Origin of the sequence: Xanthomonas sontii, from assembly GCF_040529055.1 — a bacterium.
GTDB lineage: Bacteria > Pseudomonadota > Gammaproteobacteria > Xanthomonadales > Xanthomonadaceae > Xanthomonas_A > Xanthomonas_A sontii.
This window is the reverse complement of sequence record NZ_CP132342.1, coordinates 390,821-415,523: the sequence shown is the minus strand read 5'-3', so window position 1 is coordinate 415,523 and position 24,703 is coordinate 390,821. Positions and strand designations below refer to the sequence as shown.

Annotated in this window: 23 protein-coding genes; 8 read left to right on the top strand and 15 right to left on the bottom strand. The window is 69.7% G+C overall.

Annotation, left to right across the window (positions count from 1 at the left end; all coding sequences use genetic code 11):
- Window positions 1–62 precede the first annotated feature (62 nt).
- From RAB70_RS01880 to RAB70_RS01870, 3 genes are all read left to right on the top strand, one after another.
- Window positions 63–1,262 carry a sensor histidine kinase gene (locus RAB70_RS01880; protein ID WP_148829971.1) on the top strand — a complete coding sequence of 400 codons (1,200 nt, stop codon included), beginning with the start codon at window positions 63–65 and terminating at the stop codon, window positions 1,260–1,262.
- A gap of 52 nt (window positions 1,263–1,314) precedes the next feature.
- Complete coding sequence (locus RAB70_RS01875; RefSeq protein ID WP_026143841.1) at window positions 1,315–1,917, top strand: response regulator transcription factor; 603 nt, start codon at window positions 1,315–1,317, stop codon at window positions 1,915–1,917.
- 103 nt (window positions 1,918–2,020) lie between these two features.
- Complete coding sequence (locus RAB70_RS01870; protein ID WP_017908336.1) at window positions 2,021–3,712, top strand: diguanylate cyclase; 1,692 nt, start codon at window positions 2,021–2,023, stop codon at window positions 3,710–3,712.
- 88 nt (window positions 3,713–3,800) lie between these two features.
- Here the strand turns inward: RAB70_RS01870 and fhuE are convergent, their stop codons facing one another.
- From fhuE to RAB70_RS01855, 3 genes are all read right to left on the bottom strand, one after another.
- Window positions 3,801–5,966 (bottom strand): ferric-rhodotorulic acid/ferric-coprogen receptor FhuE, encoded by a 2,166-nt coding sequence (gene fhuE / locus RAB70_RS01865; RefSeq protein ID WP_148829972.1) that lies wholly within the window; start codon window positions 5,964–5,966, stop codon window positions 3,801–3,803.
- A gap of 381 nt (window positions 5,967–6,347) precedes the next feature.
- Window positions 6,348–6,917, bottom strand: a complete 570-nt coding sequence (locus RAB70_RS01860) for a cytochrome b (RefSeq protein ID WP_148829973.1) — start codon at window positions 6,915–6,917, stop codon at window positions 6,348–6,350.
- On the bottom strand, window positions 6,914–8,011 hold the full coding sequence (locus RAB70_RS01855) for a catalase family peroxidase (protein WP_148829974.1): 1,098 nt from the start codon (window positions 8,009–8,011) through the stop codon (window positions 6,914–6,916). Before RAB70_RS01855 ends, RAB70_RS01860 begins: the two co-directional genes overlap by 4 nt.
- 211 nt (window positions 8,012–8,222) lie before the next feature.
- Between RAB70_RS01855 and RAB70_RS01850 the strand changes: the two genes are divergently transcribed.
- The gene (locus tag RAB70_RS01850; protein WP_148829975.1) at window positions 8,223–9,173 is read left to right on the top strand and encodes a calcium/sodium antiporter; all 951 of its coding nucleotides are present in this window, start codon (window positions 8,223–8,225) and stop codon (window positions 9,171–9,173) included.
- A 71-nt stretch (window positions 9,174–9,244) separates the two neighbouring features.
- Here RAB70_RS01850 and RAB70_RS01845 read toward each other — a convergent pair whose 3' ends face one another.
- From RAB70_RS01845 to RAB70_RS01820, 6 genes are read right to left on the bottom strand one after another with little or no spacing between them, the layout of a single operon-like run.
- A complete protein-coding gene (locus RAB70_RS01845; protein WP_017908202.1) occupies window positions 9,245–9,616 on the bottom strand; it encodes a Na+/H+ antiporter subunit G in 372 nt (123 codons plus the stop codon).
- On the bottom strand, window positions 9,613–9,897 hold the full coding sequence (locus RAB70_RS01840) for a K+/H+ antiporter subunit F (RefSeq protein ID WP_017908201.1): 285 nt from the start codon (window positions 9,895–9,897) through the stop codon (window positions 9,613–9,615). The genes RAB70_RS01845 and RAB70_RS01840 overlap by 4 nt, the downstream gene beginning before the upstream one ends.
- Window positions 9,894–10,397, bottom strand: coding sequence for a Na+/H+ antiporter subunit E (locus RAB70_RS01835; RefSeq protein ID WP_010341382.1), 504 nt, complete (start codon window positions 10,395–10,397; stop codon window positions 9,894–9,896). Before RAB70_RS01835 ends, RAB70_RS01840 begins: the two co-directional genes overlap by 4 nt.
- Before the next feature lies 1 nt (window position 10,398).
- On the bottom strand, window positions 10,399–11,961 hold the full coding sequence (locus RAB70_RS01830; RefSeq protein ID WP_148829976.1) for a monovalent cation/H+ antiporter subunit D: 1,563 nt from the start codon (window positions 11,959–11,961) through the stop codon (window positions 10,399–10,401).
- On the bottom strand, window positions 11,958–12,323 hold the full coding sequence (locus RAB70_RS01825; RefSeq protein WP_148829977.1) for a Na+/H+ antiporter subunit C: 366 nt from the start codon (window positions 12,321–12,323) through the stop codon (window positions 11,958–11,960). Before RAB70_RS01825 ends, RAB70_RS01830 begins: the two co-directional genes overlap by 4 nt.
- On the bottom strand, window positions 12,323–15,154 hold the full coding sequence (locus RAB70_RS01820) for a monovalent cation/H+ antiporter subunit A (RefSeq protein ID WP_148829978.1): 2,832 nt from the start codon (window positions 15,152–15,154) through the stop codon (window positions 12,323–12,325). The genes RAB70_RS01825 and RAB70_RS01820 overlap by 1 nt, the downstream gene beginning before the upstream one ends.
- Before the next feature lie 447 nt (window positions 15,155–15,601).
- Here RAB70_RS01820 and RAB70_RS01815 point away from each other — a divergent pair, with 447 nt between their 5' ends.
- On the top strand, window positions 15,602–16,531 hold the full coding sequence (locus tag RAB70_RS01815; RefSeq protein WP_148829979.1) for an NAD(P)-dependent oxidoreductase: 930 nt from the start codon (window positions 15,602–15,604) through the stop codon (window positions 16,529–16,531).
- A gap of 121 nt (window positions 16,532–16,652) precedes the next feature.
- Here RAB70_RS01815 and RAB70_RS01810 read toward each other — a convergent pair whose 3' ends face one another.
- The 5 genes from RAB70_RS01810 to RAB70_RS01790 form a co-directional block, all read right to left on the bottom strand.
- Window positions 16,653–17,135, bottom strand: coding sequence for a DUF962 domain-containing protein (locus tag RAB70_RS01810; RefSeq protein WP_017910174.1), 483 nt, complete (start codon window positions 17,133–17,135; stop codon window positions 16,653–16,655).
- A 464-nt stretch (window positions 17,136–17,599) separates the two neighbouring features.
- Complete coding sequence (locus tag RAB70_RS01805) at window positions 17,600–19,369, bottom strand: peptidoglycan-binding protein (protein ID WP_148829980.1); 1,770 nt, start codon at window positions 19,367–19,369, stop codon at window positions 17,600–17,602.
- A gap of 70 nt (window positions 19,370–19,439) precedes the next feature.
- The gene (locus RAB70_RS01800) at window positions 19,440–19,940 is read right to left on the bottom strand and encodes a hypothetical protein (protein ID WP_408068869.1); all 501 of its coding nucleotides are present in this window, start codon (window positions 19,938–19,940) and stop codon (window positions 19,440–19,442) included.
- Between the two features lie 376 nt (window positions 19,941–20,316).
- Window positions 20,317–20,799 (bottom strand): hypothetical protein, encoded by a 483-nt coding sequence (locus RAB70_RS01795; RefSeq protein WP_148829981.1) that lies wholly within the window; start codon window positions 20,797–20,799, stop codon window positions 20,317–20,319.
- A 150-nt stretch (window positions 20,800–20,949) separates the two neighbouring features.
- Window positions 20,950–21,579 carry a hypothetical protein gene (locus RAB70_RS01790; protein ID WP_225851724.1) on the bottom strand — a complete coding sequence of 210 codons (630 nt, stop codon included), beginning with the start codon at window positions 21,577–21,579 and terminating at the stop codon, window positions 20,950–20,952.
- Window positions 21,580–21,598: 19 nt separating this feature from the next.
- On the opposite strand from RAB70_RS01790, the gene RAB70_RS01785 reads away from it, so the two are divergent.
- A protein-coding gene (locus RAB70_RS01785; RefSeq protein WP_148830478.1) for an IS5 family transposase occupies window positions 21,599–22,371 on the top strand; the annotation gives its coding sequence in 2 pieces (ribosomal slippage) (window positions 21,599–21,941 and window positions 21,941–22,371; 774 coding nt in all).
- 251 nt (window positions 22,372–22,622) lie between these two features.
- On the opposite strand, the gene RAB70_RS01780 is transcribed toward RAB70_RS01785, so the two are convergent.
- Window positions 22,623–23,549 (bottom strand): phosphoribosylaminoimidazolesuccinocarboxamide synthase, encoded by a 927-nt coding sequence (locus RAB70_RS01780; protein ID WP_191091472.1) that lies wholly within the window; start codon window positions 23,547–23,549, stop codon window positions 22,623–22,625.
- A gap of 142 nt (window positions 23,550–23,691) precedes the next feature.
- Between RAB70_RS01780 and RAB70_RS01775 the strand changes: the two genes are divergently transcribed.
- Both RAB70_RS01775 and rpe read left to right on the top strand, forming a co-directional pair.
- Window positions 23,692–24,024 carry a DnaJ family molecular chaperone gene (locus tag RAB70_RS01775; RefSeq protein ID WP_010341396.1) on the top strand — a complete coding sequence of 111 codons (333 nt, stop codon included), beginning with the start codon at window positions 23,692–23,694 and terminating at the stop codon, window positions 24,022–24,024.
- Between the two features lie 9 nt (window positions 24,025–24,033).
- Complete coding sequence (gene rpe, locus RAB70_RS01770; protein ID WP_017910179.1) at window positions 24,034–24,702, top strand: ribulose-phosphate 3-epimerase; 669 nt, start codon at window positions 24,034–24,036, stop codon at window positions 24,700–24,702.
- The last annotated feature ends 1 nt before the right edge of the window (window position 24,703 follow it).

The window sequence follows — 24,703 nt, the reverse complement described above, 5'->3', positions numbered from 1 at the left end:
CGCGCGCCGGCGCCTTCGCTAAGCTATGCGCTGCGGCGGCCGTGCCGCCCTGGGAGCCCGACGTGATCGCCTTGCTGCACGCCTCGCCCGACTCGCTGATCGCCCGCCGCATCGGCTGGAGCTCGGCCAAGCCCAGCACCCACTGGTTCGTGTGGCTGTCGCTGGTGTGGTCGATCTGGCTGTTCGTCACTCCGCTGTACGAGCCGTACTACTTCCACAACTGGTTCCCGCCGACGCTGGCCAGCTATCTGATGTTCCTGGCCTTGTACTACGTGGCCTACTACCGCCACCGGCGCTACCTGCCCTGGTGCGTGGCCGGCATGGCGGCGCTGGCGTTCGTGGTGCTGCCGTACAACCCCGGCGCGCAGTGCTACATCATCTATGCCTGCGCCTTCCTGGCGTTCTGCTTCGAGCCGAAGCGGGCGGTGGCGGCGATGCTGCTGGTGCTGGCCTCGTTCGCATTGGCCTGGACGATGCGCGGCTGGTCGCCGCTGTACATGGTCAGCGCGGTGGTGGTCGGCCTGTCGGTGGGGCTGATGAACATCAGCTTCGAGCGCCGTGCGCGCGGCGAGGCGCAGCTGCGCCTGAGCCACGAGGAAGTGCGGCGCCTGGCGGCGGTGGCCGAGCGCGAGCGCATCGGTCGCGACCTGCACGACCTGCTCGGCCACACCCTGTCGCTGGTGGCATTGAAGTCGGACCTGGCCACGCGCCTGCTCGCGCATGACGCCGCCGCGGCGCAGCGCGAGATGGAGGAAGTGGGCCAGGTCGCACGCGAGGCGCTGAGCCAAGTGCGGCGTGCGGTCAGCGGGATCCGCGCGGCGCAGCTGGCGGCGGAGATCGCCTCGGCCAAGCTGCTGCTGGAATCGTCGGGGGTGACCTTCCGCTACCAGGTCGAGGCCTTGCCGCCGTGCCCACAGCTGGAGACGGTGTTCGCGCTGGTGCTGCGCGAGGCCGCCACCAACATCCAGCGCCACGCGCGTGCCAGCCACGCGCAGTTGCGGCTGTGGTGCGAGCGCGGCCAGGCGCTGCTGGAACTGCGCGACGACGGCCGCGGCGGCGCGCTGCAGCCGGGCACCGGGCTGAGCAGCATGCGCGAGCGGCTGGAGGCGGTGGGCGGCAGCCTGCGCATCGCCTCCGAGCGCGGCCTGGGCACCTGCCTGGTCGCCGCCGCGCCGTTGCCGCGGGTCGAGGCGGCGATGGCGGACGCCGCGCCGGCGGCGCGGATGCAGTCCCCGGCGGACCAGGACGCCGCGCTCGGCTGAGCGCCGGCCCGGCCCGGGCACTACAATGGGCCGACAAGGACCGGGGGGTGCCGTGATTCGTTTAGTGCTGGCGGAGGACCAGGCGATGGTGCGCGGTGCGCTGGGCGCACTGCTGGGCCTGGAAGCGGATCTCGACCTGGTCGCCAGCGCGGCCGACGGCGAAGCCGCCTGGCGCGCGCTGCAGGCGCATGCGCCGGACCTGCTGGTCACCGACATCGAGATGCCCGGCCTCAGCGGCCTGGAGCTGGCCCAGCGCATCCAGCGCCAGCAACTGCCGGTGCGCGTCATCATCGTCACCACCTTCGCCCGCCCCGGCTTCCTGCGCCGCGCCCTGGACGCCGGGGTCGGCGGCTACCTGCTCAAGGATGCGCCGCCGCAGCGGCTGATCGAGGCGATCCGCCAGGTGCACCGCGGCGGCCGCGCGATCGACCCGGAACTGGCGCTGGAAGCCTGGTCCGAGGCCGACCCGCTCAACGACCGCGAGCGCCAGGTGCTGCGCCTGGCCGGCGAGGGCGCCTCGGCCGGCGACATCGCCACGCAGTTGGGGCTGTCGTCGGGCACGGTGCGCAACTACCTGTCCGAGGCGATCGGCAAGCTCGGGGTCGGCAACCGCATCGAGGCGGCGCGGCTGGCCCGGCAGAAGGGCTGGCTGTGATGCGGCGCGCGGTTCGGCCTGAAACTTGCATGGCTCCCTGCGCTTGACTGCGCGGCGCAGTGCAGGGCGCGCGCGGCCTTCCTTCCTCCCATTGGCCAACGCCATGCCCTCCACCACGATCAACCGCTATGGCGTGCCGCTGGCCCTGCTGCTGCTGTTGGGCATCAGTGGCGGCGTGCTGGTGGGCAGCGAGCGCTTTCTCGCCGATGCGGCCGCGGTGCAGCGCAGCCACCGGGTCATTGCCGAGATCAACGGCCTGCAGCTCAACCTCGCCGACTGCGATGCCTCGCTGCGCGGCTTCCTGCTGCTGGACAGCCGCGAACACCTGGCCGATTTCCGGGCGTGCCAGCGCGCGCTGCCGCCGCGGCTGCAGCAACTGGCCACGCTGCTGCAGGGCAACCCCGCGCAGCAGCAGCGGCTGCAGGAGGTCCAGGCGCAGATCGAGGCGCGCATGCGCGACAGCGCGCTCGCCGTGGCCCGCTTCCAGGGCAGGGCGGCAGGCATGCGCAAGCCGGACCCGGAGCGCGCCCGCCAGGGCCGTCTGATGTCGCAGGCGATCCGGCGCAACACCGACAGCCTGGTGCGCAGCGAGCGCGCGGCGCTGGCCAGCAGCGCCCGCTCCACCGCCGCCAACGCCGACCTGCTGCGCCGGCTGGCGGTGATCGGCATCCCCACGGTGTGTGCGCTGACCCTGGGCCTGTACCTGCTGCTGCGCCGCGAGATCGGCCGCCGCAGTCAGGCCGAGCAGCGCGGTCACCATGCCAATGCGCTGCTGGTGGGCACCGTGCAGCAGATGCAGCGCACCGAACAGGATCTGCGCACGCTCAACCGCTGCAGCCGCGGACTGCAGAGCTGCGTGCAGCAGGACGAGGCGGTGGAGGTCGCGCGGCAGGCGCTGGAGCGCCTGCTCGGCGACGCCGGCTGCAGCGTGTACTGCACCGACGCGGCGGGCGAGCAGGCGGTCTGCGTCGCGCACTGGGGCGAGGATGCGGTGTGCGCGCCGTCGCTGTCGCTGAGCGGCTGCGAAGGCCTGCGCAGCCGCGCTACCCAGATCCAGCGGCCCGGCGCCGCGCCGGCCTGCGCGCACGCCGCCGGCGTGGCACGCCATGGCACCTGCGTGCCGATGATGGTGCAGGGCGAGCCGCTGGGGCTGATCCACCTGTCCAGCCGCGATCCGACCCTGCTCGAGCGCCTGCCCCTGGTCGAGGTGGTGGCCGAACAGCTGGCGATGGCGCTGCACAACCTGCAGTTGCGCCAGCGCCTGCGCACGCAGTCGATCCGCGATCCGTTGACCGGGCTGTACAACCGCCGCTACCTGGAAGAATCGCTGGTGCGCGAACTGGCGCGCTGCGAGCGCCGTGAGCAGCCGCTGGCGCTGATGATGCTGGACCTGGACCACTTCAAGGCGCTCAACGACCGCCTCGGCCACGCCGGCGGCGATGCCTTGCTGGCGGCGTTCGGTCAGTTGCTGGCCGGGCTGGTGCGGCCGGAGGACATCGCCTGCCGCTACGGCGGCGAGGAGTTCACGGTGATCCTGCCGGGCGCCGCCGCCGACGTGGCGCAGCGCCGCGCCGAGCAGATCCGCGCCGCGGTGGCGAACCTGCAGGTGCAGCACCAGGGTCAGGCGCTGCCGCCGGTGACCGTGTCGATCGGCGTGGCCGCCTATCCGGACCACGGCCGCAGCACCGAGGAGCTGCTGCGCTGCGCGGATGCGGCGCTGTACCGCGGCAAGCGCAGCGGCCGCAACCGGGTCGCTGCCGCTGGCGACGCACCGCTGCGCATCGCCGAGGCCTAGGCCGCCTCCATCCCGTGCATGCAGTGCCGCGGTCGCGCGCCTGCGCCGCGGCCGTGCCAGCGTCAGCACCCGCGCGCGGCCTGCCGGCTCAGAACGACCAGCTGAAGCTCAGCGTGCCGTTGCGCGGTTCGCCCCAGGCACCGTAGCCGTAGATCTGCGCGTAGTAACGCTTGTCCAGCAGGTTGTTGAGGTTGAGCTGCACCGAGAAGGCCGGCGAAAGGCGGTAGCGCGCGAAAGCGCTGACCAGCGCGTAGCCGCTCTGCGCGAAGCGGCCGTAGGTGGCATCGACGTAGTAGATGCGGTTCTGCCAGTTGACGCCGCCGCCGACGGTCAGTTCGCCCAGGCGGCGCGGGGTGTAGCTGCTGTAGAGCTTGAGCGTGGTCTGCGGCAACTGGCTGTTGATGTCGGCGCCGGCGACGTCCTTGGCCACGTAGCGCGAGGCGCCGAAGGTGGCGTTCCAGCCCGGCGCCAGCTCGCCGTTGAGTTCCAGTTCGAAACCGCGGCTGACCGTGCCCTGCGCGGCGACATAGGCGGTTTCGGTGGTGCCCTGCACGAATCCGCTGGTGGCCTGGGCGACGTTGTCCTGGTCGATGCGGAACACCGACAGCGCGGCGTTGAGGCGGTCGTCGAACCAGGCGCCCTTGATGCCGGCCTCGTAGCTCTTGCCGATTACCGGATCCAGGTAGGCGCCGCTGGCGGTGCGCGCGGTCTGCGGCTGGAAGATGTCGGTGTAGCTGGCATAGACCGACCAGACGTCGTCGAGCGTGTACACCAGGCCGGCATAGGGCGTGGTTTTCTCCTGGTGCAGCACGTAGCCCACCCCGCTCTCGGCACCGTCCACCTTCCAGTCGGTGTAGCGCGCGCCCACGATCAGCTTCAGCGGATCGGCCAGCGACAGCCGCGCTGCCGCATAGCCGGCCTTCTGGGTGACGGTGCCGCGGCTGAACTCGCTGATCGGCGACCAGGCCGGTTCCGGATAGGCGCCGGTCCAGCCCAGGTAGCTCGGCAGCGGCCCGGGGAAGTCGAAGGCGCCGGTGTTCACGTAGCGGCGGCGGTTGTAGCTGAGCCCGGCCATCAATTCGTGATCGCGCCCGCCCAGCTGGAACGGGCCTTCGGCGTAGGCGTCCAGGCCGTCGACCTTGCGCCCGGTGATGTAGTAGCCCGAGTACGGCACCACGCCGGCGCCGGTCTGCCGGTCGAAGCCATAGATCGTGTAGTACGGGTAGAACAGCTTATCGGTGACGTTGGTCTGGTCGTGGGTGGCGTTGAGCTTGAGCTGCCAGCCGTTGCCGAAGGCGTGCTGCAGGGTGGCGAAGGCGCGCTTGCTGGTGGTGTCCCAGAACGTCCAGTACGCGGCCGGGTTGAACCAGTGCGGATAGTCGGTGCGGCTGCCGTCTGCGTACCACAGCGGGAAGCCGCCCCAGGTGACGCCGTCAGACTGCTTGTTCTGGTAGTCGTAGCCCACGCTCAGCTGCGTGTCCGGGGTCAGGTCGGCATCGATCACCGCATAGCCCAGCGACTTGCGCTGGCTGTAGCGCTGCACGTACGAATCGGTGTCCAGATAGCTGCCGATCACCCGCGCGCGCACCGTGCCGCTGGCGTTGAGCGGGGTGGTGACGTCGACCGTGGAGCGAGTGCGGCCCCAACTGCCGGCACTGACGGTGACGCTGCCGGTCAGTTCGGCGCTGTCGGCGTGCTTACGGATCAGGTTGACCGAGGCCGAGGGGTTGCCGGCGCCGGTGAGCAGACCGGTGGCGCCGCGCACCACTTCCACCCGGTCGTACAGGGCCAGGTCCAGCGCCGAATCGCCGTAGCTCCAGTTCTGCACCATCGTGGTCGGGATGCCGTCGAACTGGTAGTTGTCGATGTAGAAGCCGCGCGCGTAGAACTCGAAGCGTTCGCTGTCCGAGCGCGTGCTGGACACGCCGGTGGTGTTCTCCAGCACGTCGATGATGTCGTCCAGGCCCTGATCCTCGATGCGCTGGTGGCTGATGATGCTCACCGACTGCGGGATCTCCCGCGGCGCCAGGTCGAAGCGGGTGCCGGCGCTGGTCTTGCGCACGCTGTAGCCCTCGGCGCGCTCGCCCTTGACGCTGATCTTGTCGAGCGTGGTGGCGTCGCGCTCGGTGTCCTTGGTGCTGTCCGCAGCAGACGTGGTCGCTGTCGCCGCGAAGGCCGGCATGGCGGTCAGCAGGCAGGCCATGGCCAGGACCGAACGGCGCGGGAAACGACAGATGGGGGCAACACGGGACATCGCGGACTCCAAGGCAGCAGGCAGGGCCATCGCCGGCGCGGATGCGGCGCCGGACGACGATCGAGGGTGAGCTGGCTTGGCGCGTGGGCCCGCAGGCCGGCAGGCGGCTACGGAACATCGGCACTGGCTGGCGCGGTCGCGGCGCCGGATTCCCAGAGGAACGACCGGTGCGCGGGAAAACAGGGGCGGACGAGCGCGCCCGTCCGCCGACAAGTGTAACGGCGGCCCGGGACCGGGACCATGTCGGGGGCGACACAAACGCGTGGCGTCGCCCGGGAGACAGGCCGCACCGCACTGGCCGAATCGACATGCGCGTGCCGGCGCTAGCGTGCGCAGCGCGGGACGCACGCGCTGCGTCCCGCGTGTCGTGTCGTGGGTGGACTACGCCTTGTCGCGTGGCGCTGCAGGCGCCGCCGCGCCACGCGCCATGCTCGAGAACACGCCATCGCGGCGCACCCAGGCATGGAACAGCGCCGCGCACAGATGCATCAGCACCGTGGCGAACAGCAGGTAGGCCAGCCAGCCGTGCGCGCTGCGCAGCCAGGCGTACAGCGCCGGGCTGTGCGGGACGATCGGTGGCAACTGCACGCCCGGCCACAGCACGATCGGGTAGCCGCCGGCCGAGAGCATCGACCAGCCCAGCAGCGGCATCGCCAGCATCAGTGCGTACAGCAGCCAGTGCGAGGCATGCGCGGCGGCCTTTTGCCAGCGCGGCAGGTCGGCCGGCAGCGGCGGCGGCCGGTGCAGCAGGCGGTTGCCCAGGCGCACCAGTACCAGCAGCCCGATGGCGATGCCGAGCGGGCGATGCAGGTTCAGCAGCCAGGGCCGCTGCGACACCGAGGCGACCATGCCCACGCCGACGAACAGCATGGTCAGGATCATCGCCGCCATCAGCCAGTGCAGTACGCGCGCGAGCAGGTTGAAGTGCGCGGAGCGGTCGTCGCGGTTCATTGCGCACCTCCGTGCGGGCGGCCGGTGGCGTCGGGCGCCTGGCCGCGGGCGATCTCGCGCTCGCGGCGGTTGAAGGACTGCGAATACACCGCCGAGCGCGCGGCCAGGATCGGATCGTCGGAGCCGGCGATGCCGTGCGGCAGGATCAGCGGATCGTAGTTGAGGTCGCGGCACGGCCCGGTGGCCTGCGGTTCGGCGTGGTCCAGCACCAGGATGCCGGCGACCACCTGCTGACGGTCCTGCGGCCACGGCTGCGAGGGGTCGTCGACCGGGTCGCCGGGCGCGGCCACGGTCAGCACCAGGTCCCAACGCAGCGGGCCGCGCGCCAGCCGCGCCTGCAGGTCTTCGCTCAGGAAGTCGGCATCGGCCTTGGTGCGTTGCTCGGCCGACAGTGGCGCGAACGGGGTCTGCGGGCGCATCGACCAGCGCACCGCGTGCGTGCTGCCGTCGGCGGCGGTGAAGCGGAACGCGTTGACGCCGTTGTACTGGGTGTTGGCCCAGCTGTCCGACCACGGCGCGGTCTTGGCCCACTCCTGGAACTTCTTCGCCTCCGGGTAGCGCTGCAGGAATGCCGCCATCTTCGCCGGGTCCGGCTTGCCGGTGGCCGGATCCGGCCGCGCGGCCAGCGTCTGCGCCATGAAGCCCTCGGTGCTGGCGACCACGAAGAACGGGAAGCTGTTCATCGCCGTGCGCCATTCCTGGCCGTCGTCGCTGCGCAACTGCAGCGCCATGCTGCGCACGCGGGCGGTGCCGTCGGCGCCGTGCGGGTCGCCGCCGCCGATCGACAGGCGGCCCAGCACCGGCACCGAGGATTGCGCGAACACCCGTGCCGAGGACAGCGCGCTGCCCTGGCCGTTGCCCTCGAAATGGCCGCTGACGCACACGCCCTTGCTGTGCGCACGGCGGAAGCCCGGATGCGGCGGGCCGCCGGCTTCGATGGCGTCGGTCATGCGCTGCGCGGTCAGCCGCTGCGGGCCGCCGAGCCAGCCGGCGCTCCAGGCGAAGGCGGCGGCGAGTGCCGCGGCGATCGCGGCGATGCCGGCCAGCGCCAGCCAGGGCCGCCGCGGCGGCGGCGTGGGATCGGGACGGGACATGGGCGGCTCCTGTGGCGAAGGCGAGGGGAGGGACGCGGTCGGGCGCGCGGCAGGCGCTAGCAGACACGGTCGGGCATGAACGCAGTGCAGTGGCGGCGGGTTGCGCGCGGGACTGGCCGCCGCAGCGTGCCATGGCCGGGCAGGCACGACCACGGCGGCGTCATCGGCGCTGCGCATAGAATCGCCGCATCTTGCGGGCAGGGAGTCGGCGATGGCCGGTGCGATCGGATTGGTGCTGTTGGGGCTGGCGTTCCTGGCGCTGGGCGGGGACTCGATCGTGAAGGCGGCCTCCGGCCTGGCGCAGCGCTGCGGCGCCTCGCCGTTCGTGGCCGGCTTGCTGCTGGTGGCCTTCGGCACCTCGCTGCCGGAACTGGCGGTCAACGCGCGCGCCTACGCCGCCGGCGCGCAGGACCTGGCGTTGGGCAACGCGATCGGCAGCAACCTGGCCAATCTCGGCCTGACCCTGGGCCTGGCCGCGCTGGCGGCGCCGCTGCTGCTGCGCACGCGCCTGCTGCCGCCACTGCTGGTGCTGCTGACCCTGGCGACGCTGGCGCTGATCGGCTTCGGCCTGGATGGCGCGATCTCGCGCGCTGAGGGCGTGGCGCTGCTGCTGGCCTTCGTCGGCGTGGTCGCCTTCCTGCTGCTGCGCGCGCGGCATGAACCGGCCGCGCGCCAGCTCGGCGTGTCCGGCTACGCGGTGACCCGCACCGGGCTGGTGCTGAATCTGCTGCGCCTGCTGATCGCCCTCGTGCTGTTGAACGCTGGCGCCAACCTTGTGGTGGAACAAGCGCCGCGGCTGGGTGCGGCCTGGGGCCTGTCGCCGCTGCTGGTCGGCCTGCTGCCGGTGGCGATCGGCACCGCGCTGCCGGAAGCCGCGGCCGCGGTGGCCGCCGCGCGCCGGGGCCAGGGCGACATGGTGGTCGGCCACGTGCTGGGCTCGAGCCTGTTCAACCTGCTGGTGGTGATCGGCGGCATGGCGGCGCTGCGGCCGCTGCCGTTGCCGGCCTCGTTCGTGCGCCTGGAACTGCCGGCGGCGATCGCGCTGGCGGCGGTGCTGTACCCGATGCTGCGCGGCGACATGCGGTTGAGTCGCGGCGAGGGCGCGGTGCTGCTGGTGGCGTTCCTGGCGTGGGTGGGACTGGAGTTGGCGTTGGTGGCGTGAGTGCCGAGAGTGGGGAATCGGGAATCGGGAATCGGGAATCGGAAAAGCCGCTTCTACGCAGACCCACGCGCTCAGCGCTCCTCCGGCTGCTCCGGCGGCGGCAGCCCTTCCTGCTCGGCGTGGTCGCTGCCCGGCACCTGCGGGCGCTGTTCCAGCATCAGCGACAGCGCCGCCTTGGCCATCATGTGCGCACTGATCGGCGCGGTGATGAACAGGAACGCGGTGATCAGCAACTCGCGCGGCTGCGGGTCCTGGCCCAGGAACAGGTGGTAGCCGACCGAGGCCAGCAGCACGCAGCCCACGCCCAGGGTGCTGGCCTTGGTCGGTGCGTGCAGGCGCTTGAAGAAGTCCGACAGCTTCACCAGCCCCAGCGCGCCGACCAGGATGAAGAAGCAGCCGACGATCAGCAGCAGCGACAGCCCGACCTGCAGCACGCCGATCATTCGACGATGTCCCGGCGCAGCACGAACTTGCTCAGCACCACGGTGCTGCCGAAGCCGAGCATGGCGATGATCAGCGCCGCCTCGAAATACACCGGCGAATCCAGGTACATGCCGAACAGCATCAGCTCGGCGATCGCGGTCACCGACAGCGTGTCCAGCGCCAGGATGCGGTCGGGCACGGTCGGCCCGCGCAGCAGCCGCCACAGCGCCAGCAGCATCGCCAGCGCCACCACGTGCATGCACACGACGATCGTGGTCTCGATGAACATGTGGCTGGTCATGGGAAGATCTCCATCAGCGGCGCTTCGTAGCGCGTCTTGATCTGCCGGATCACGGTCTCGGCATCGTCCAGGTGCAGCACGTGCACCAGCAGGTACTTGCGGTCGTCCGACAGCGCCGCCGACACCGTTCCCGGGGTCAGGGTGATCATGCTGGTCAGCGCGGCGATGCCGTGGATGTTGGCGATGTCCAGCGGCACCCAGATGAAGCCGGGGTGGATGCGTTTCTCCGGACCGAGCACCTGCAGCGCCACCACCACGTTGGAGCGCACGATGTCCCAGGCCGCCACGCACAGCATCTTCGGCACCGGGCGCAGCGAGCCGATGCGCGCGAACTCGCGGTCCAGGCGCGCGGCGAACAGCGGCACCGCCACGCCCAGCACCGCGCCCAGCAGCACCTGGCCGAGACTGAAGCTGTCGCTCATCAGCAGCCAGAACGCGGTGACGGTCAGGCTCAGCGGCCAGGACGGGAACAGGCGGCGCGACCAGGGACGGGCGGACATGTCAGGGCTCCCGCAGGATCGGCGCGGTGCCGCGCAGCTGGGTGGTGTAGTCGGCCGGGCGCAGCAGTTGTGCGGCGGCGGCCTCGCTGTAGCGCAGCAGCGGCCCGGCCGCCACGGTCATCGCCACGCCGTAGCCGAGCAGCAGCACGGTGGCGGCGGTTTCCAGCGGCCGTGCCGGCGCCTTGCGCGGCGCCGGGCGCGGCAATTCCACGGTGCCGTCCTCGGCCGTGTCCTGGTCGCCGGGCACGCGCCAGAACAGGCGCACGCCGCCGCGGGTCAGGCCCATGATCACCATCAGGCTGCTGAGCAGCACCGCGGCCCACACCGGTGCGGTCAGCCCGCCCGGCGTCGCGCTCAGGATCGCCACCTTGGCCAGGAAGCCTGACAGCGGCGGCAGCCCGGCCACCGAGATCGCCGCGATCAGGAACAGCACGCCGGGCACGGTCTTGCCCGGCAGCGGCGCGATGATCTCCTTGCGGTCGCTGGCGCCGCCGCGGCGACGCCGGATCAGGTCGGCGATCATGAACAGCGCCGCGGCGACGAAGCTGCTGTGCGCCAGGTAATACAGCCCGGCGCCGAGCGTGCCGGCTGAGTCCAGCGCGAAGGCCACGAACAGCGTCGCCGCCGACACGATCACCAGGTAGCCGATCAGCACCCGCAGGCGCACCGCCGCCAGCACGCCCAGCGCGGCCAGCAGCAGCGTCGCCAGGCCCAGCCACAGCAGCCAGTCGCGGCCGTAGCCGTCCAGCGCCTGCGCCTGGCTGCCGAGGATCAGCGTGCTCACCCGCAGCACCGCGTACAGGCCGACCTTGGTCATGATCACGAACAGCGCCGCCACCGCCGCCGGCGCGCGCGCATAGGTTTCCGGCAGCCACAGGTACAGCGGCAGCAGCGCGGCCTTGGCGCAGAACACCAGCAGCAACAGGCCGAACGCGGCCTTGATCAGCGCCACGTTCTGCGGCGGCGCCTGCGCCACGCGCTGCGACAGCTCGGCCATGTTCAACGAACCGAGCAGCGCGTACAGCAGGCCCAGCGCGATCAGGAACACGGTGGAGGAGGTGACGTTGAACACCACGTAATGGAAGCCCACGCGCAGGCGCAGGCTGCGCCCGCCGCTGAGCAGCAGGCCGTAGGAGGCGATCAGCATCACCTCGAAGAACACGAACAGGTTGAACACGTCGCCGGTCAGGAACGCGCCATTAAGGCCGACCAGTTGGAACTGGAACAGCGCATGGAAATGCGGCGCGCGCCGGTCCCAGCCGGCGCAGGCGTGCAGCAGGCAGGTGCCGGCGAGCAGGGTGGTGGTCGCGAGCATCCATGCCGACAGGCGATCGGCCATCAGCACGATGCCCAGCCGCGAGGGCCAGTCGCCGAGCAGATAGGCATGGACCTGACCGTCGCTCACCTGCACGCACAGCGCCAGCACCGCCGCGGCCAGCGCCGTCATCGCGGTCCAGGCCACCGCGCGGCGCACCTTGCGGCCGTAGCGGCGGTGCTCGGCGAACAGCGACAGCGCCGCGCCGAGCAACGGGATCAGGATCGGCAGGATCAGCAGATGGGTCATGGCGCCTCCCCATCGGCGGGGTCGCGGTCCGGGCGCGCATCGACGTGGTCGCTGTGGTTGTCGCCGCGGCTGCGCATGGCCAACACGATGCTCACCGCGGTCATCGCGAAGGCGATCACGATCGCGGTCAGCACCAGCGCCTGCGGCAGCGGATCGGCGTGCTCGGCCAGGGTCGGGGCGATGCCGTCGCGCAGCACCGGCGCCTTGCCCTGTACCAGCCGGCCGCCGGCGAAGATCAGCAGATTGGTGGCGTAGGACAGCACGGTCATGCCCAGGATCACGTCGAAGCTGCGCGCGCGCAGCAGCAGGTACACGCCCACCGCGGTCAGCACGCCGATCGCGCTCGCCAGTGCCAGTTCCATCAGTGCATCTCCCCGGTGATGGGCGAACGCCGCGCCGGGTCGATCTGCCCGCGCTGCGAATCGCGGGTGCGCGAGGGCTTGATCGTGCCCATCATCGACAGCGTCAGCATGGTGCCGCCGAACACCACCAGATACACGCCGGTATCGAAGACCAGCGCGCTGGCCAGCGGGACCGTGCCGATCAGCGGCAACTGCAGATCCAGATGGCCGCTGGTCAGGAACGGCACCCCGAACAGCATCGAGGCCATGCCGCCGAACGTGGCCAGCAGCAGGCCCAGGCCGATGCAGCGGATGTAGTCGAAGCCGAAGCGCGACTCCACCGAGGCCGCGCCCTGGATCACGTACTGCATCAGCAGCGGCACCGCCAGCACCAGCCCGGCGATGAAGCCGCCGCCGGGCGCGTTGTGGCCGCGCAGGAACAGGAAGATCGACACGGTCAGGGTCAGCGGGAACATCAGCTGCGCCAGGTCGGCCGGCACCGGCAGCTTGATCGGCGGCCCCGGCATCACCTTCTCCGGCGCCATCCGCGCGCGCCGCAGCAGCGCATGCACCACCAGCGCGGCGATGCCGAACACGGTGATCTCGCCGAAGGTATCGAAGCCGCGGAAGTCCACCAGGATCACGTTGACCACGTTGCGGCCGTAGGCTTCCGGCAGCGCGCGCTGCAGCAGCTCGCCGGCCATCGTCGTCGCCGGCCGGGTCATCACCGAATACGCCAGCAGCGCCATGCCGCCGCCGGCGACGATCGCCAGGGCCGCATCGCGCCAGCGGCGCCAGCGCCGCGGTTCCGGCGGCGAGGCCTTGGGCAGGTAGTTCATGCCCAGCAGCATCAGCACCAGGGTCACCATCTCCACCAGCAACTGGGTCAGCGCCAGGTCCGGCGCCGACAGGAACACGAACACCAGGCTCACGCCCAGCCCGCTGCCGCCCAGCACCAGCACCGCCAGCAGCCGCTGCCGGTACAGGAACAGCGTGGACAGCGCGCAACTGAGGATCAGCAGCCACAGGCCCCAACCCAGCAACGGCATGCCCTGCGGCGCCGGCCACTGCTGCCACAGCGGCGGCGCCCGCAGCAGCGGCGCGGCCACGACGACCACCGCGGCCAGCACCAGCCAGCGCAGGCTGCGTTGCAGGCGGCCGTTGGCGAGCAGGCGGGTGAAGCGTGCGGCCACGCCGAACAGGGTCTGCACGTGCCAGTGGAACACGCGCTTGCCCAGCGAGCGGCGCACCTCGGTGTACAGCGCGGTCAGCCGGCGCAGCCCGAAATACAGCGCCACGCCGCCGACCACGCCGGCGATGCTCATCGCCAGCGGCGCGTTCCAGCCGTGCCAGACGGCCAGGCTGTAGTCGGGCAGGGCGTTGCCCAGGATCGCGCCGGCGGCGGCGCGCAGCACCGGCGCCACGGTCAGCGCCGGCACGATGCCGACCGCCACGCACACCAGCACCAGGATCTCCACCGGAATCTTCATCCAGCGCGGCGGCTCGTGCGGCATCGTCTCCAGCCGACGCGGGCCATGGCCGAAGAAGGTCTCATAGACGAAGCGCAGGCTGTAGGCCACGCCGAACACGCCGGCCAACAGTGCCGAGGTCGCGGTGAACACGCGCATTGCCGCCGGGCCGTCGGCGCCCAGCGCCTCGGCGAAGAACATCTCCTTGGACAGGAAGCCGTTGAGCAGCGGGATGCCGGCCATCGACAGCGAGGCGGTGATCGCCAGCGCGCTGGTGATCGGCATCCAGCGGCGCAGGTTGCCGAGCCGGCGCATGTCGCGGGTATGGGTCTCGTGGTCGATGATGCCGGCGGCCATGAACAGCGAGGCCTTGAACACCGCGTGGTTGAGGATGTGGAACACGCCGGCCACCACCGCCATCGGCGTGGATAGCCCGAACAGCATGGTGATCAGGCCCAGGTGCGAGATCGTCGAATACGCCAGCAGGCCCTTGAGGTCGTGCTGGAAGATCGCGAACCAGGCGCCGGTGAGCAGGGTGATCGCGCCGACGCCGCTGACCGTGTAGAAGAACAGGTCGCTGCCGGCCAGCGCCGGATGCAGCCGCGCCAGCAGGAACACGCCGGCCTTCACCATCGTCGCCGAATGCAGATAGGCCGACACCGGGGTGGGCGCGGCCATCGCGTGCGGCAGCCAGAAATGGAACGGGAACTGCGCGCTCTTGGTGAAGATGCCGAGCAGGATCAGCCCCAGCGCCCACGGATACAGCGGGCTGGCGCGGATCACGTCGCCGGCGGCGAGCACCGCGTCGAGCTGGTAGCTGCCGACGATGCGCCCCAGCAGCAGCACGCCGCCGAGCAGCGCCAGGCCACCGCCGCCGGTGATCACCAGGGCCATGCGCGCGCCGTCGCGCGCGTCCTGGCGGTGCGACCAGAAGCCGATCAGCAGGAACGAACTGATGCTGGTCAGTTCCCAGAACACCATCAGCAGCAACAGGTTGCCGGCAATCACCATGCCCAGCATCGCGCCCATGAACAGCAGCAGGCAGGCGTAGAAGCGCGCCGCGTTCTCGCGCGCGCTGAGGTAATAGTGCGCGTACATCACCACCAGCGCGCCGATCGCCAGCACCAGGCCGGCGAACATCCAGGCCAGGCCATCCAGGCGCAGCGAGAACTGCAGGCCGATCTGCGGCAGCCAGGCGTGGTCGGCGCGGACGATGCCGCCGTCGAGCACCGTGGGCGTCAGCGCGCCGAGCACCGCCAGGCCCGCCAACGGCGCCAGCGCCGCGGCCCAGGCCAGGGTGGCGCGCGAGCGGTGGCGCAGGGCGACGACGGCCGCCGCCATCAGAAACGGCAAGGCCAGCAGGAGGTCGAGGGCTGGGATCATGCAGGGAATACGAGATTCGCGAGCAGGAGCCCGAGTGTAACAGGCGCGTCACGGCGGTGGCCGGCGCGGGAACGTAAGGCGTGCACGGTCATGCCGACAGCGTAGCGGTGCGCAGGTGATGCGCTTGCGAGCGCGGGCGGGGAGGGGAGCGATCGAACGCTGGCGCTGCGCGATGCGCCACACGCCATGCGCGGCGCGCGCTCGCGTGTGGCGCAAGCATCGCCGTGGGTGAGCGCATTCTGCAGCGCGTCGCGCGTCGCTCTCCATCCGGGTGCCGGTGCGTGCGGCCCGTGCCAGGTCGCCGGTGCGCTTGGCGATCGTTGGCGGCTGCGTGTGTCCGCGCCACGCGTCGCCTTGTCCGCCTCCACCGGCCGTCGCATGCCGTGCAGCGTGCGGATGCCGCGTGATTCCAGCCGCAAACGGCGGCGCACGCACTATCCTGTGCCGATGACCGATTCGCTTGCCGCTGCCTCCGCTTCTCCGACGACCGTCGCGCCACCGCGCATCGCACTGGTGTTCGGCGGCAGCGGCCAGATCGGCGAGCGCCTGCTGCACCGCCTGCTGGCCGACGGGTGGGAGGTGCACGCCTACTCCCGGCAGGCGCGCGCGGCGCACCCCGGCCTGCACTGGCATGCCGGCGAACTCAGCGCGCTGCAGGCGCCGCCGGTGGCGGCGGAGGTGGTGTTCAGTTGCGGGCCGCTGGACGCTTTCGCCGACTGGTATCGGCGTGCGCCCGTCGCCGCTTCGCGCGTGGTCGCCTTCGGCTCCACCAGCCTGGAGGTCAAGCGCGACTCGCTGGACGCCGCCGAACGCGACGTCGCCCGGCGCCTGCGCGAGGCCGAAGCCATCGTGTTCGCGGTGGCCGCCGAACGCGGCGCGGCGGCGACGGTGTTGCGGCCGACCCTGGTCTACGGCGCCGGCCGCGACCGCACCCTCAGCGCGATCGCGGCACTGGCGCGGCGCACCGGCTGGTTCGTGCTGCCGCGCAGCGCCAGCGGCCTGCGCCAGCCGGTGCACGTGCAGGACCTGGCCGACGCGGCGCTGGCGGTGCTGGCGCACCCGGCCACGCACGGGCGCAGCTACGCCCTCGGTGGCGGCGAGACGCTCAGCTACCGTGAGATGGTGCGGCGTGTGCTGGCCGCGCTGCGGCCGCCGGCGCGGCTGTTGACCCTGCCGCATGCACTGTTCGCATCGGCGCTGACGCTGGCCCACGCCTGTGGCCGCCTGCAGGGCATGAACCGCGCCGCGCTGCAGCGCATGCGCGAGGACCTGGCGTTCGACCTGCAACCGGCACGGCAGGATTTCGGCTACGTGCCGCGCGCCTTCGCCCCGGATGCGGCGATGTTGGGCCTGGAGGCCGGGGACACGGCGCAGTAGGGCTGACACGGCGTCGCGTCCTCGCTGGCGCGATGCGGGCCGCGCGTAGGCGCGGCGGGTGGAGGAGTTCCGGCAGCGCCTGCGTCCGCCTGGCGATGCGCGGTGGTGTTGCTGGCCGCGCTCAGTAGCGCCAGTGCATGCGCCGGTACAGCTTGGCCAGCACCCAGGCCGGGCCGATCAGCAGATAGGTCAGATCGGTGAGGAAGCTGGGTCGGTGGCCTTCCAGCGCATGTCCGATGAACTGCGCGATCCAGGCCACCACGAACACGCCGATCGCCAGCCACAGCAGCCCCGGCAGGCCCAGGTGCGCCTCCAGCAGCCGGCACAGGCAGCCGCAGAAGAAGAACGCCGCCAGCATGCCGTAGCCCAGCGGGCGCGACAGGCGGTTGTAGTACATCCATGCCGCGAACATGCCCAGCGCCGCCCACAGCCCGCTCTGGAACCAGGTGCCGCCGACCGGGATGCACCACAGCAGGGCCACCACCGACCACAAGATCGCCGGCACCGCGACCACGTGGATGCGCTGGTTGGCGGCATTGCGGTGATCGTCGGAATAGCTGGCGAAATAGCGGTCGATCGGGCGCGCGTAGGCGGTGGTATCCATCTTCCCTCCCAGGAACCGGCCCAGCATAGCGCCATCGCCGGCGCGATGCGGAGACACCGCGCCGTGGATCCGGCAACGCAGGCAGCGATTGCCCGCAGCACGGCGCCTTGCCCGCTTGCTGGTCGCGCCCGACACCGTCCATGTCCTCGCCCAGCGCAGCGCAGATGAGGCCGTCCCCAGCGGAGCGACCTTTCGGAGCCTCCAGGAACGTTGGGAAATGTCCTGTGGGAGCGGCTTCAGCCGCGACGGGCTTTGCCGGGAACATCCCGTCGCTCCCACAAGGCAACGTGCATCCGGTTCGATCGTGCCGGATGCAGAGGGATGAGAGGTGCTTGCTTCGTTTCGACGAACGGCGTCTGAGATGCGTCGGACGCCGCACGACCGGTCAGCGCAGGCACGCGGTGGCATCGCCGGTCGGGGGCGATCGCGCTGTCGGCACGATCGCCCCGCCACGGCTTGGCGACTCAGGCGCGCGCCATGCTCTTGTTCGTCTCCTGCTGCTGCTCCCGCTGCACCGACTCCTGCTGCTGCGCGGACTGGCGAGCCAGTTGTGCGCTGGTCTGCTCCAGCGGCGGTGCTTGCTGCTGCAGATCCACCACCGCACGGAAGCCCGGCGTGGTCCCGGCGACGAAGGCCGTTTCACCACGCATGCTGACTTCCTTCAGCTTGTCCGGGTGGTCGATCCCGGCCTGCTTGGCCTGCAGGGTCAGGTTGGCCACGGCTTCGTTCGACAGCTTGGCGTGTTGCGGATCGGCCTGCTTGGCGGCACGATCGGCCTCCGTGCGCATCTTGTCGTACAGCGGCGTATCCGGATGTCCCGGCTCGCCGAGCTGCGGGCCTTTCTGGGCCTGCTCGGCGGCCGCCAGCCCGGCCCGGGTGTCGCGGCCGACGATGCCGTCCTGGGTGAGGCCGCGTTGTTTCTGCAGGGCGGTGACCGCCTCATGGGTGTTGTCGCCGAAGCGCCCGTCCTCGGCCAGCGGACGGCCCTGCGCGTCGCGGATGCCGAGGCGATTGAGGTGCTGCTGTAACTCGCGCACTTCCGAGCCGTGGTCGCCCTGACGCAGCGTGCCGTTGCCGCGCTGGGCCTGATCGCGCGCAGACGCGTCGACCTGCTGGCCGCGGTTCCACCACGTCTCCGGGCTGACGGCCTTCCCGTTCGCATCGTGCATCTGGTAATGCACGTGCTGGGCATACTGGCTCGCCCCATTCGGGCCGCGTCCGCCCATGGTGCCGATCGGATCGCCGGCGCGCACGGTATCGCCTTCTTTCACCGAGCGTGAATCCAGGTGCAGGATTTCGTGCGAGTTGCCCTGCGCGTCGCGGATCTTCACCGTGCCGTACTGGCCGCCGGAGAAGGTCACCGTGCCGGAGATCGGTGCGTGCACCGTCGGGTGCTGCCGGTTGATGCCGGTCTGGCCGCCTTCGTAGTTGAAGTCGGTGCCGCCGTGCGGGCCGCGGGCGCGCTGTTCGCCGTAGTGCCCGGTGATGTGCGGATCGACCTTGCCCTGGCTGGGCAGCATGCGTTCCATGGTCTGCTGGAAGTTGCTGTGAGACGCCCCTGCGTTGGCGGTCGCCGGACGATGGCCCTGCGTGGGTGCAGCCACGGGCTCACCCAGCCGTCCCGCTGCCAGGTTCTGCATCAACTCGGGTGTCAGCGTTCGTTGCCAGTGTTCGAAACGCCTCTCGCGATCCGCCAGGCCGTTCGGTGGGTTGGCGCCGTTGATGGTGGCACCCGCGTTTTGGACGCTGTTGCGCTGTTCCTCGGGAACTTTCTGCTGCCAGTACCAAGTGGCGATGCGCGAGGCGTTCTCGGGCTGAGATGCCAGTTCTGGCCGATTGACCAGATCCAGCCCCAACGCCTCGCCAGCCGCGCGGTACTGCGCCTTGCCGGTCAATTGCATGTAGCCACGGCCGTGATACAGATAGCCGTCTCCCGGCTGATCGTTGCCGAGATCCCGTCGATTGCCGTACATGAGTTCGCCGAGCCGTTCGGGTCGTCCCCTGAGCGCCTCGACGCGCGCGCTTTCGAGCGCCTCCGGCCCTTCGCGCAACGCAGAACGCACATTGGCCGTGATCTGTCCGATTCCCTTGGTGTAATTGAAGCTTTCCTCGAGCTTGGAAAGTCCGCCGGACTCATGGCCCACCTGCGCCATGAAATTCGCCAGTTCCCTGGGCTGTGTGATGCCGGCCGCGTAGGCGGCGCGGAGCATCTGGTTCTCTCTGTCTGTTGCCATGGTGTAGCTCCTCATTTCTCAGCAACGTGATGGACGGACCATCCATGTCCGCGGAAACCATTACTTCCCTTTAATTCTTGTCTGGTGCGCCCTCTTCCAGTGGGGCGACCTTGGGTAGCTTGGCGGGGTCGAAATCCGCGAATGCCACCTGCCCGAAATCTTTGGCCGTCAGTTCCAATTGCTTATGTTGTTCTGATTGCGTATCGGTGAGTTCGCGTACCACCTTGTCCAGCAGCCAGGTTTTGCTGTCGGGCGCATAGCGGAAAGTGAAGTCGTCAGCCCAGCGCTCGCGCGAGCCGCCCGAGATGGAGATGGTGAATTGCCCTTTCTCGATCCGCGAAAACGCATAAGGATCGCCGGCCATGCCGCCGCAGTTCGCGCATGGGACGATATGCGCATTCTCCGCGGCCTTGTGCAGCTCTCCACGTTCATCCTGGGTCAGCAGGATCACCGTTCTTGGTGCGCCCTGACCCAACTTCTCGCCAGCGGGCGATGGGGGGGAAACGACCAGTAATGCATCTGACCGACCGGTGCCGGTGAGGTCGCCCCGGAGCGTGTCCACGGCCTCCATGCCAGCAGGAACGAAGGATGCGACATTTTGCACAGGAGCACTCCCTTGCTGGTTGGCGGTGGCGTTCTGCCCCTGGTTTTGCTGACTAGGGGAGGGAGACTGCTGCGGGGTGTCTCGCATGTCGGCAGACTTGCCGTCCGCGGGCGCACCTCCGCAGGCTACCAATGCCAGGGCGAGGAGGGGCGAAGAGAACTTCAGGAAATGCACGCGAATTCCTCTTTTAGGTTCAATTTCCACCCAGTGAGGCGGGCATATACGTACTGCGCCGCAGTTTCTGGGCGCGAGTGTTGGATAGACGGCGGACGTTTGTGGCGCGATAGGTGGAACGGCGCTGCGCTGGCGAAGAAGCATCCATGCGGGTCTCCTGGGGCCGCGACTACAACGCCTGATCGTCGACCTTCACCAGCGTCCAGCACGGCTTCTGTGCGAACTGGTAGACCTGCTGGTCGCCGGTATCGGGAGTGCGCACCATGACTTGCCGGCCCTCGGCGTTCTGCGTCACCACGACCTCGCGCCCGCCCTTGCGGGCTGCCTCCAGGTTCGGGATCACCGGCCATTCGACCTCGGCCAGGGGCACGTTGCGGGTCACCGGCGCCGGTTCCGGCTGCGCGTCCGGGTCGATGTGGATCATCGTCAACGGGTTGGCGGTCGCCTTCTCCTGGACCGCGATGTCGGCGCTGAAGCGCTTGAGGAAGGCATCGAAATCGGCGTCCTGGCAACGCGGGGCGGCTGCGGCAGGTGCGGCCTGCGCGGGCGCGGCCGTCGCCGCGGCCACCGTGGAGCCAGCCGGTTGCGCCTTGCACGCGACCAGGGCCGCGGCCAATGCCAGGGACGTCAGAATGGGGCGTGCGATAGCCAACGGATCCTCCTGATCGGGTCGGGCGGGCAATCGCCCTTCGGGCGGGTGAGTCTAGTTCACCGGGATCATCATGTCGTGAAGCCGAACCGGGACATTGTCGGGGACCTACCGGCAGCGAACGTCAGGGCTGTAAGCCGCGTGGCGAAAGGATCACAGTCCATTCGAGAACACATCCAGCTTCCGCGGTTCGATCCATCCTTGCGCACAATCGCCTTCAGGACGCGCATTGCCTGCAATGGTGCAGTGTTTGCCCTGTTTGCGCTGTGTCACGAAGTCGATTGGGCGCTCGCCATACTGATTGCAAATGGGCTTGCCGTTGCATGCGCCGACGCTGGCGGGAGGGACGGCGACCACGTAGTAGTAGGCTGCCTGTTGACCCGCATGCGCGGTCGCCAGAATGCAGACGAACTGTCCATCCGAAAGCTTGGCGGTGACCTGCACCTTGCTGCCGGTGACGGGTAGGGCATCCAGAAGTGTCGCGTCGCGTTCGGCCACGCCTGCGAAGTTTCCGTCTGCGCCACAGTCTGGAGACACGTCGACGTCGTAGAAATCGCCAGCGTCCATGTTGCCCGCCACGCAGCCGTTGCCCTTGGCCGCATTCTCACAACGAAGGTGCAAGGACTCGGCCAGTGCTGCAACGCCGTCATCCTGATGGGCCGTCTGCGATGCGGTGGACGCGCGAACGGGGGCGGCCTTGTCCGAAGATGCAGTGCGAGCGGATGCGTCAGCGGCGGGACTTGCGGTTGTCGACGCATCGGTCTGCCTAGGCTGTATCGACATTCAGCGGTATTTTTTGGGGATGTCGAAGACCATCACGTCGCGGCCCAGCCGCTATGAATTGACCCAGAGCCAATGGGAGCGGATCGAAGACTTGCTTCCAGGCAAAGCCAGTGACCCGGGCCGCACAGCAGCGGACAACCGGACTTTCGTCAATGGCGTGCTGTGGGTGTTGCGCTCCGGCGCACGCTGGAGTGATCTGCCGCCGCGCTACGGGGCCTACAAAAGCGTGCACAAACGCTTTACCCGTTGGGCCGCCAAGGGCGTCTGGGAGCGGATTTTCCAGAGCCTGACTCGGGCTCGAGACAACGAGTACCTGATGATCGATAGCAGCATCGTCCGGGCGCATGCACAAGCGGCGACCGGAAAAGGGGGGCTTCGGACTCGGCTCTGGGGCGCTCCCGAGGAGGCCTGAGCACAAAGATCCACTTGGCCGTGGACAGCCAGGGCCGGCCGGTGCGGGTCGTGCTGACAGGTGGGCAGCGTAACGACATCACGCAAGCGCGCGCCTTGTTGGCCGGGTTCAAGCCGAAATATGTGCTAGCCGACAAGGGTTATGACAGTCGGGAACTGGTGGCGTTGATCAGGTCACGAGGCGCCAAGGCGGTGATCCCTCCACGCAGTTGCCAGCGGCCGCGCCGCTACGACAAAGCACGCTACCGGTTACGCAATCGCATCGAACGTTGCTTCGCCAAGCTCAAACAGTTCCGCCGTATCGCCACGCGCTTCGATCGCAAGCCAACTCATTTCTTGGCTTTCCTGTATCTGGCCTCTATCCCAATGTGGCTGAAATGAATGTCGATACAGCCTAGGGCTGCAGGCAGCCAGCGCCATGACAAGCGTGAGGGCTGCAAAAAGCGGGGGCGAACTAGCCAACGGATCCTCCTGATCGGGTCGCGCGCACGAGCGTTCGCGCGGGTGCCGGAGTCTAGCCGGACAGGATGCTCCGGGTCGTGAATCAGCGGGCATGGCGGTCGGTGCCCGCAAGGTGGCCGCCTTCCGCGACCACCCGTGACGCGCCGGGCATCCGGCGCGCTGCCCCACACTCAGTCGACCGAAATCCCCGCCAGCCGCTGCAGCGCTTCGGCGTACTTGGCGCGGGTGCGGTCGATCACCTCCTGCGGCAGGCGCGGGCCGGGCGCGGTCTTGCCCCAGTCCAGCGTCTCCAGGTAGTCGCGCACGAACTGCTTGTCGTAGCTCGGCGGGCTGGTCCCGACTTCGTACTGGTCGGCCGGCCAGTAGCGCGAGGAGTCCGGGGTCAGCATCTCGTCCATGATGTACAGGCGGCCGTCGGCGTCGGTGCCGAACTCGAACTTGGTGTCGGCGAGCAGGATGCCGCGCTCGGCGGCGAAGTCGGCGGCGAAGCGGTAGATGCGCAGGGTGGCGTCGCGCACGCGCTCGGCCAGTTCGGCGCCCACGGTCTTGACCATGGCGTCGAAGTCGATGTTCTCGTCGTGATCGCCCACCGCGGCCTTGGTCGACGGGGTGAAGATCGGTTCGGCCAGCTTCTCGGCCTGGCGCAGGCCGTCGGGCAGTTCGATGCCGCTGACCTTGCCGGTGCGCTGGTAGTCCTTCCAGCCGCTGCCGATCAGGTAGCCGCGGGCGATGGCTTCCACCGGCACCGGCTTGAGCTTGCGGGTCACCACCGCGCGCTTGGCGTACAGGGCCTTGTCCACGCCCTCGGGCAGCACCGCGGCCACGTCGATGCCGGTGAGGTGGTTGGGCATCAGGTGCTCGGTCTTCTTGAACCAGAAGTTGGAGACCTGGCACAGCATCTCGCCCTTGCCCGGGATCGGGTCGGGCAGCACCACGTCGAACGCGGAGAGGCGGTCGGTGGCCACCATCAGCAGGTAGTCGCCGGGCGGCGCGTCGGCCGGCAAGCGCTCGCGGGGAATATCGAACACGTCGCGGACTTTGCCGCGGTGGCGCAAGGGCAGGCCGGGCAGATCGGATTGCAACAGCGTGGTGGACACAGGCACTCCTACGGACTTCGCAATGGCGACCGTCCCGGGACCCGGCGGGCCCGCGGCGGACGGCGGGCCGCGTAGTGTACGGCCGGAATGCCCCGCTGTGCCGTAAAATGGCCGGCCCTGACGCCGCGCCCGCCCTTGCCCCATGCCCTGGTACGGAAAACTGCTCGGCGCCATCGCCGGGGCCCTGCTGCTGCGGCCCACGCCGGTGCTGGGCGCGTTGATCGGGCTGCTGATCGGGCACGCCTTCGACGCCGACTGGTTCAAGCTGTCCCAGCGCGAGGATCCCTACCGGGAACTGGGGCTGACCCGCGACGCCACCGACGCCGAAATCGAACTGGCCTATCGCCGGCTGATGTCCCAGTACCACCCCGACAAGGTCGCCAGCGCCAGCCCCGAGTTGCGTGCCCGCGCCGAGAAGAAGGCCAGCCAGCTCAACACCGCCTACGACCGTATCCGCACCCTGCGCAAGCGCTGAGATCCCGCCATGTCCGACTGCATCATCTCCCCGTCCATCCTATCCGCCGATTTCGCCCGCCTCGGCGAGGAAGTGGATGCCGTGCTGCGCGCCGGCGCCGACTGGATCCACTTCGACGTGATGGACAATCATTACGTGCCGAACCTCACCATCGGCCCGATGGTCTGCCAGGCGCTGCGCAAGCACGGCGTCACCGCGCCGATCGACGTGCATCTGATGGTGGAACCGGTGGACCGGCTGATCCCGGATTTCGCCGAGGCCGGCGCCAGCATCATCAGCTTCCATCCCGAGGCCAGCCGCCACGTGCACCGCAGCATCCAGCTGATCAAGTCGCACGGCTGCAAGGCCGGCCTGGTGCTCAACCCGGCCACCCCGGTGGACATCCTCGACTGGGTGCTGGACGACCTGGACCTGGTGCTGGTGATGTCGGTCAACCCGGGCTTCGGCGGCCAGGCCTTCATTCCCTCGGCGCTGGACAAGCTGCGCGCGATCCGCGCCCGCATCGACGCCAGCGGCAAGCCGATCCGGCTGGAGATCGACGGCGGGGTCAAGCCGGACAACATCGCCGCGATCGCTGCCGCCGGCGCCGACACCTTCGTCGCCGGCTCGGCCATCTTCAACGCGCCGGACTACGCCGAGGTGATCACGCAGATGCGCGCCGCGGTGGCGGGGCGCTGAG